The organism is Acidobacterium sp. S8 (genome assembly GCF_009765985.1).
GTDB lineage: Bacteria > Acidobacteriota > Terriglobia > Terriglobales > Acidobacteriaceae > Alloacidobacterium.
In genome coordinates, this window is record NZ_LMUM01000018.1 from 23,695 (window position 1) to 30,322 (window position 6,628).

The 6,628-nt window shown below is 54.6% G+C and carries 6 protein-coding genes; 2 read left to right on the forward strand and 4 right to left on the reverse strand.

All coding sequences use genetic code 11. The annotated features are described in order from the left end of the window. Positions 1-195: 195 nt before the first annotated feature. Together GSQ86_RS06175 and GSQ86_RS06180 are read right to left on the reverse strand one after the other, a co-directional pair. Positions 196-1,200: a hypothetical protein gene (locus GSQ86_RS06175; protein WP_158749092.1), complete on the reverse strand. Its 1,005-nt coding sequence runs from the start codon at positions 1,198-1,200 to the stop codon at positions 196-198. A 26-nt stretch (positions 1,201-1,226) separates the two neighbouring features. Next, on the reverse strand, positions 1,227-2,255 hold the full coding sequence (locus GSQ86_RS06180; protein WP_371720293.1) for an ABC transporter ATP-binding protein: 1,029 nt from the start codon (positions 2,253-2,255) through the stop codon (positions 1,227-1,229). Here GSQ86_RS06180 and GSQ86_RS06185 point away from each other — a divergent pair. After that, the gene (locus GSQ86_RS06185) at positions 2,226-3,563 is read left to right on the forward strand and encodes a hypothetical protein (RefSeq protein WP_158749094.1); all 1,338 of its coding nucleotides are present in this window, start codon (positions 2,226-2,228) and stop codon (positions 3,561-3,563) included. The genes GSQ86_RS06180 and GSQ86_RS06185 overlap by 30 nt on opposite strands. A 14-nt stretch (positions 3,564-3,577) precedes the next feature. On the opposite strand, the gene GSQ86_RS06190 is transcribed toward GSQ86_RS06185, so the two are convergent. Next, positions 3,578-4,939 carry an amidohydrolase family protein gene (locus GSQ86_RS06190; protein ID WP_216841032.1) on the reverse strand — a complete coding sequence of 454 codons (1,362 nt, stop codon included), beginning with the start codon at positions 4,937-4,939 and terminating at the stop codon, positions 3,578-3,580. Positions 4,940-5,090: 151 nt separating this feature from the next. Next, positions 5,091-5,237, reverse strand: coding sequence for a hypothetical protein (locus tag GSQ86_RS06195; protein ID WP_158749096.1), 147 nt, complete (start codon positions 5,235-5,237; stop codon positions 5,091-5,093). A 611-nt stretch (positions 5,238-5,848) separates the two neighbouring features. On the opposite strand from GSQ86_RS06195, the gene GSQ86_RS06200 reads away from it, so the two are divergent. Beyond that, a complete protein-coding gene (locus GSQ86_RS06200) occupies positions 5,849-6,559 on the forward strand; it encodes an acyltransferase (protein WP_254062188.1) in 711 nt (236 codons plus the stop codon). The last annotated feature ends 69 nt before the right edge of the window (positions 6,560-6,628 follow it).

The following is a 6,628-nucleotide window of genomic DNA, read 5'->3' on the forward strand; positions in this document are numbered from 1 at the left end:
ATCGTCATGCGCGAGATACAGCTGAGGCTGGCGGCGAAGGCCTAGTTAGAACGGGCTTCTCGCCGCGCGGCCGAATAGTCGCCTTTCCGGATAAGTGCCCTTTGGCTCAACTGTTGACTTCAGGGCAACGCACGTTTCCAGAATCTGAGCGTCTCAAAACGCGCTTTGGCGATTTTGCATCATTCCAGAATTAGACTAAGCAGCCAAGGAGCGTTTCCAGAGCATTTCGCCCCAGAATATGGAAACCAGATAGATGGCGAAGGCAACGGCCAGGACCCAGAGTCCCGTCCTCGCTGCTCCGATTCCAGCGAATCCACCCAAGAGCACCTGTGCTACCCCAAAACGAGGATCCCCTCCGACGAAACGCCATCTACGCTGGTTCGCCCGCTGTCTCAACGACGGGTATCGTCCGACTGCGATAGCGACCAAGCCAAATGCAACACCAGTTCGTAGACTTAGGAGTGAAACCATGACAGCGAGCGGGATCAAGAACGTCATGTCCTGCGTGACCAGTAGCTTCCAACCTGCTATCGGTAGGAGACGATAGCGCAGCAACGCTCGCCCTTCATCCAGACGCAGCATGCGTTGCGCAACCGTGCTCATTGCAATACCCACAAATAACGACAGCATAGGAAATGCTTCGGGCTCTGGTGCCCGCCCGAACAACCGATACAAGGTTCCGATAACAGCGATGAGCAGCGCGACCCAAAAGTCGAGGGTTCCCTGCACCTCCCGCCACATTTCTTGCGCGATTCCGCCGACCTTCAAGGGCGTCCTTGAGATGCCGAGGCTTGCATGTATTCGTAGTTTGAATGGGAGACGGCTAACGGCGTAAACCGTCGTATGGACGATGAGTGCCAGTAGAACAAAAAATAAAGCTGCGGCTAAGCCCATCCAGAACAGGTAGCCAAAAAACAACACTATAAATAATGGATTCAACGCAAAACTTACGGAACTGAGCAAGAGTCTTTGTGTACGTGTCAGCGGCCACGTAGCGACTCGCTCCGGGGGCAACCTATGCTGTGTATCTACGGAAAAAGTAACAAGCAGAGGCGCAAGGAGGACAATTTGAAAGAAGAGCGTACTCCAGAATGCTGCTTTCGGTGCCCTGCTTTCTAAACCCGCGGCCATAATAAAAAGGATGGAGAACAGGAAGTTGTTGAAACGCACGGAGGAAAAGCTGCTCAGTTCCTTCAACATCAGTTTCTTCAACAAGAACAGAAGGGCTAGGATCTGAACCAATCCAGCACCTCCGGCTGTGGTTCGCCAACGATGCTGAAATACACCTCCTCAACTCCTTCGTCTGCCGTGGACGGGCTGAAATCTGATTCAACTCGACCTTGGTGAAGAATGACTACGCGGGTGGCTATCTTTTGCACGACCGACAGAATGTGAGAGGTGAGCAAGATCGTAGTGCCACCGCGGGAGAGTTGGCCAAGCAGCATCTCAATGACCGCGGACGATGCGGGATCAATACCTTCAAACGGCTCATCCAGCAGCAGAACCTTCGGCTTGTGCAGGAGGGCCATGGCCAAAGCAGTCTTCTTCCGCATGCCGAACGAACAATCGCGTGCAACGGTGTGGCGTCCTTGTGTAAGATCGAGCAGCCCTAGCAGGTCCGCTGCTCGAGCTGCTGTTTCGCTCTTCGTGAGTCCGTAAATGGGTCCAATTGCCATCAGGTTCTCGATGACCGTCAAAGACTCGAACAGCCCGAGCCCCTCGGGTAGTACACCCAAATTCCGCCGGATTTCAACTGCATGATTCCGGAAACCCAGTCCGCCGATGAACACGGAACCACTGTCTGGCTCCTCTAATCCTGAGAGCAGGCGTAGCAGCGTAGACTTGCCAGCACCGTTAGCCCCTAATAAGGCACAAATGCCAGGTTCTACAACGAGGTCTATGCCTCGGAGAACGGGTTTAGAGGCATAGTTCTTCGTCGCAGCTCTGCAGTCGATCACTCTGTTTCCCCACTCATCAGTAAACATACTCCGGCGAACGGCTTTCTCTGAGTGTTCCGCAACCGAATCAAATATCCGGGAGGATGGCCGGCAATCCGGGAACAACCCTCGATTGACGCTAACAGGCCAACGCACGTTTCCAGAATCTGAGCGTCTCAAAACGCGCATTGGCGATTTAGCGCTGATTGAGTTTCTTCCGGCCTCCGCCGGATGGAATCGGGGATGCGATCTAGAATGATAGAGTCTATTCCTGGATGGTGACGGAACATGGCCGAAAACGAAAAATACGACACCCATCAAAAGGCGCTATCCCTCAATCTCGATGGCGCGATCTTTGGCTCGTTTGCTGAAATCGGCGCGGGACAGGAGGTGGCACGCTGGTTTCTGCGTGTGGGTGCCGCCTCCGGCACGGTTGCGAAGACGATTTCGGCTTATGACAAGGAGGTCAGCGACCAGCTTTACGGAACCGGGACTCGCTATGTTTCAAGGCCGCGCCTGCAAGCCATGCTGGAGAGCGAGTGGAAGCAACTGCTGGCACAGCTACAGGCTGCCCGTGGAGCCAACACCAGGTTTTTCGCGTTTGTAGATACGATCTCTGCAAGGAACTTTGCAGGAACCAATGACTGTCACGGGTGGGTGGGATTGCGTTTTCTTCGGCAAGCCGGGGACGAGCCAAACGACATCATTCTGCATATCAACCTGATGGATCCCAGCAACGTACAGCAACAGGAGGCGGTAGGCATTCTCGGTGTGAACTTGATTTATGCCGCGTGTCATGCGCTTGGATCGGCAGAGGAGTTTCTTGCAAGTCTCTTCGAAGAACTTACATTGCAGCGAGTGGAGATCGACTGCCTGGAACTGAAAGGGCCGGCCTTCGCTCATTGGAACCGCGATGAAGTTCATGCCCTTCTCGTTGCCGGCGGGTACGCCGAGGCTGTGGTATTTCAGGCGGACAACCAACTGGCGCCCCCGAACGAGCTGCTGTACAAGCGAGCTCTGGTGCTGGCGCCGGGGAGGTTCGACAGCGTAACCAGCCTTCATGCCGACCTGATCGAGAACACTCTGGCGGAGTTGCCCGGGGAGGAGCTAAAGGAGAGCAAAGGCGGACTCGGATTGTTCTGTCTCTCTGTCGCCGACAGCACCGCCCCGGACGGTGAAGTGTCTGCCCAGGAGATTTTGCACCGCGTGGTGATGCTTCAACAGCTCGGCTATGGGGTGATGCTGTTTCGCGCGCAGGAACTTTACAAGATGAGCGCGTTCGCGAATCGCTACACGAAATCACGGATTCATTTCGCGATTGGACTGTCGGTGCTTTTGCGTATCCTACAGGACAGCTACAAAGAACTGGCGGGGGCGCTGCTGGAAGGCATCGCGCTGCTTTTCACGCAAAATGTGCGGCTTAGTGTGTATCCGATGACAACGGAAGAACTGCGGGGGCGCGTAACAGCAAATCAGCTTACTGGATGGACATGGAAAGAGACCGATGGAATCGTCAGTGCTGATAATGTGCATCCTGCAGGGCCGTTGGATTCGCTGTATCAATATCTGCTTGAGAGCAGATTTATCCTCGCGGCGAAACCTAAAATAGCGCTCAAGCAAGCCTGACGAAGGCGGAAATATTATTGCTGACCGCTCGCCAACGTCTGCGCCTTCGCCAGCATCGCATCAAGCGCTGCGCGTCGGTAAAGCTTGCCGCCAAGCACAACCGCGTGAATCGAACGCGTGTTATGAATGTCAGCGAGTGGGTCCTTGTCGAGTAAAACAAGATCGGCAGTCTTGCCAACCTCAATGGTTCCGCGGCGGCCAAGTTGCCCCATAAACTCAGCGGCATTTCGAGTGGCTGCCTGGAGAGCGGCAAGCGGAGATAATCCGGCATCGACCAACAGTGCGAGCTCATCATGGATGCCAAAGCCTGGGAAGCACTGCGGATTCATAGTGTCAGTGCCGGCAAGGATGGGAACTCCCGCCCGGTACATGAGCCCGACAAGCCTCACGGATTCGTTAAATTGAAGCCTGCTCAATTTGACAATTGCGGCTCGCGGCTCAGGAGGAACGTTCCCGTAATAACCCGCATCCCATTTCGCTCGCACCTCTCTGCTCAAATATTTCAAGCGTGGGTCATTCGCGAGCAGCGGGTCGTCGATCTGCGCTCGCAGCAAAGTGAGTGTGGGACATTGCCAGGTTCTATTCTTCAGGAAGAGCGCAAACAACGACTGCGCGGTGGCTTCGTCAAAAGTTTCAACGACGTCCATGTTAAGGCGAATGATGCTTTTCCCTGAGCCTATCTTTTGCGCCATTGTCGCGTCCGCCGCCCGGAACAACGCTTCTTGTCGCTGCATCTCAGAAGCGATCGACTTTTCTTCCTTTGAGCAGCCCTCAGCCACGCGTGTCAGATGCTCGATGCTTTTCTGGCCAGCGTCGGATGCTTCTGCCGCGGTCACCGATTCCGGAACATGCCCTGCGAATGGAATCCCACACTTGTTGGCTTCGTCGGCGATCGCGAAGTACGCGCTCCTGGATAGCCTGCTATAGACCTTGATGAAGTCTGCGCCACGCGCCCGCTGTTGTTCCACTACTTCGCGCCCCTGAGCTTCATCGGTGACAACAATGGATTCGGGCCACACAGGATTTGGACCATCGATGATGGGACTGCCGAGGTAGACGGTCGGCGATGGATCTTGGTTGGAAGCCTGCATGGCGCGCCACGCATGAGCGTCAGGCGGACCTGACATGTCGCGGACGCCGACGACTCCGTTCGCCAGAAAAAGAAGGTGGCTCCAGGGAGCGCGGGCGTCTGACGCGCCGTGGACGTGCATATCCCACAAGCCAGGGATGAGAAATTTGCCTGTGCCGTCGACGACGACGGCTTTTCCTGGGATATGCGTCTTTCTCCATGGACCAATTGCAACGATGCGATCGCCATCAACGATCACCGTCATGTTGGGCTCGGGGCCACGGTCACTGGCGTCGATCACTGTCACGCGCTTGATGACAAGCGATTGAGGCCAGGACCAGGCACTGATTAGAGTGAACAGGAGAAACAGGGGCAGGGAGCGAGCGACCGGACATCGCGACAAAGTCGTAAACATTCGCACACGAATTGCGGAGTTAGAGAGCGAGTGAGTTGACATTTCATCCGCGCTGGCGAGTAACTTCGCCGGCCTCCCGGCTGTGCAGGGCTATCTCTGCCGCGATGTAGTGGCCGAATATCGAATCACCGGTTTCCGGCGTTAACTTCTTGCCGGCCACTTGAAAAGTATTGAAACTGGCAGATTTCATATGGGTGCCAAATGCTGCGACGGTTTCCCATAATGATCTTCTTCTTTTTAGTGAGAGCCAATGTTGCAATCAGCCACAAGGGGAACAGGATCGGAGTCTTCAAACGCTCAATTTGCCGGTTTTTTTAAATAGCTATCTGTCCTTCGGCACCATACTACGACAGGTCAGTCATTGGAAATCTGAGAAAGTGATTACCATCGCGACGGTGAGCTTTCGCAATGCGTACTCTGTTATGAGATGAGAATGGGTACAGAAGCATCTTTCCAGGATTCCAGTATCAGTAAACAGAGGCCACATTTTGCCGTACTCGACGGTTTGCGCGGCGTAGCCGCAATCTGCGTGGTTATTTTTCACTTCTCAGAAATGGTGATCTGGGACTATAGCAGGCTGTAGTTCGGTCACGGCTTTCTGGCTGTGGACTTCTTCTTTTGCCTCTCCGGGTTTGTGCTCGGCTACGCCTATGACGACCGTATTGCAACGATAGGTCTCGGAAGTTTTCTGAAGGCGCGCCTTATCAGGCTGCAGCCCATGGTGGTGTTCGGGTCCGTGCTCGGTCTCATAGCCTTTTATGCCAACCCTTTCGGGATCACGCCGGGTATGGGCCAGCGAGGATGGCACTCCTTTTCGCGGCTTCAGTTCTCATGATTCCATATGGCGCGATGCAAGAACGCAGCCGCAATCTGTTCAGCCTGAACGCACCTTCGTGGTCTTTATTCTGGGAGTACGTCGCAAATATTATCTTCGGCGTCGTCCTATATCGAACCGGACGAAAGGTTCTATTGGCGCTCACACTCTTGTCAGCAGTATGGCTGTGCTGGACAGGTTACCGTGCGGGCGACCTGACAGGCGGTTGGAGCTCGAGCAATTTCTGGGATGGCGGGGTTCGCATGGCGTTCTCATTTTGCGCCGGATTGCTTGTCTACCGGTCAAAGTGGCGCCCACGCACGCGTCTCGGCTTTACGGGCCTGGGTTTTTTACTTCTTCTTGCGCTGGTGATGCCCTACGCACGGGGGGCATGGGTTAGAGAAGCAGCTGTAATCATCTTCTACTTCCCGCTGCTTATTGCCATGGGCGCCGGCGCAGTGGTCACACCGAAGATGCAACGGCTTTGCCGCTTCTCCGGAGAGTTATCTTATCCGTTGTATATGACCCACTACGCGGTGATGTGGATGTGGGGAGATCTGGCTCGCAAGCACAACCTTGCATCTAACGGGTTCGGGATTGCAGTCGCTTTCGGTACTCTCAGTATGATTGCTGTCGGCTGGATTACCTTGAAGGTCTATGATGAACCGCTTCGTTCCTATTTGCGGAATCGAGTTTGATCATCGATCACGCTATTGAGCTGTGCAGCGAGTTTTTTCATGGCGGCATTTTCGAGGATAACTTCGCCG

Coding starts and splice junctions, on each gene's coding strand:
- GSQ86_RS06175 (WP_158749092.1), bottom strand. CDS start 1,200: ATGTTGAAGGAACTGAGCAGCTTTTCCTCCGTGCGTTTCAACAACTTC.
- GSQ86_RS06185 (WP_158749094.1), top strand. CDS start 2,226: ATGGCCGAAAACGAAAAATACGACACCCATCAAAAGGCGCTATCCCTC.
- GSQ86_RS06180 (WP_371720293.1), bottom strand. CDS start 2,255: ATGGGTGTCGTATTTTTCGTTTTCGGCCATGTTCCGTCACCATCCAGG.
- GSQ86_RS06195 (WP_158749096.1), bottom strand. CDS start 5,237: ATGAAATCTGCCAGTTTCAATACTTTTCAAGTGGCCGGCAAGAAGTTA.
- GSQ86_RS06200 (WP_254062188.1), top strand. CDS start 5,849: ATGGCACTCCTTTTCGCGGCTTCAGTTCTCATGATTCCATATGGCGCG.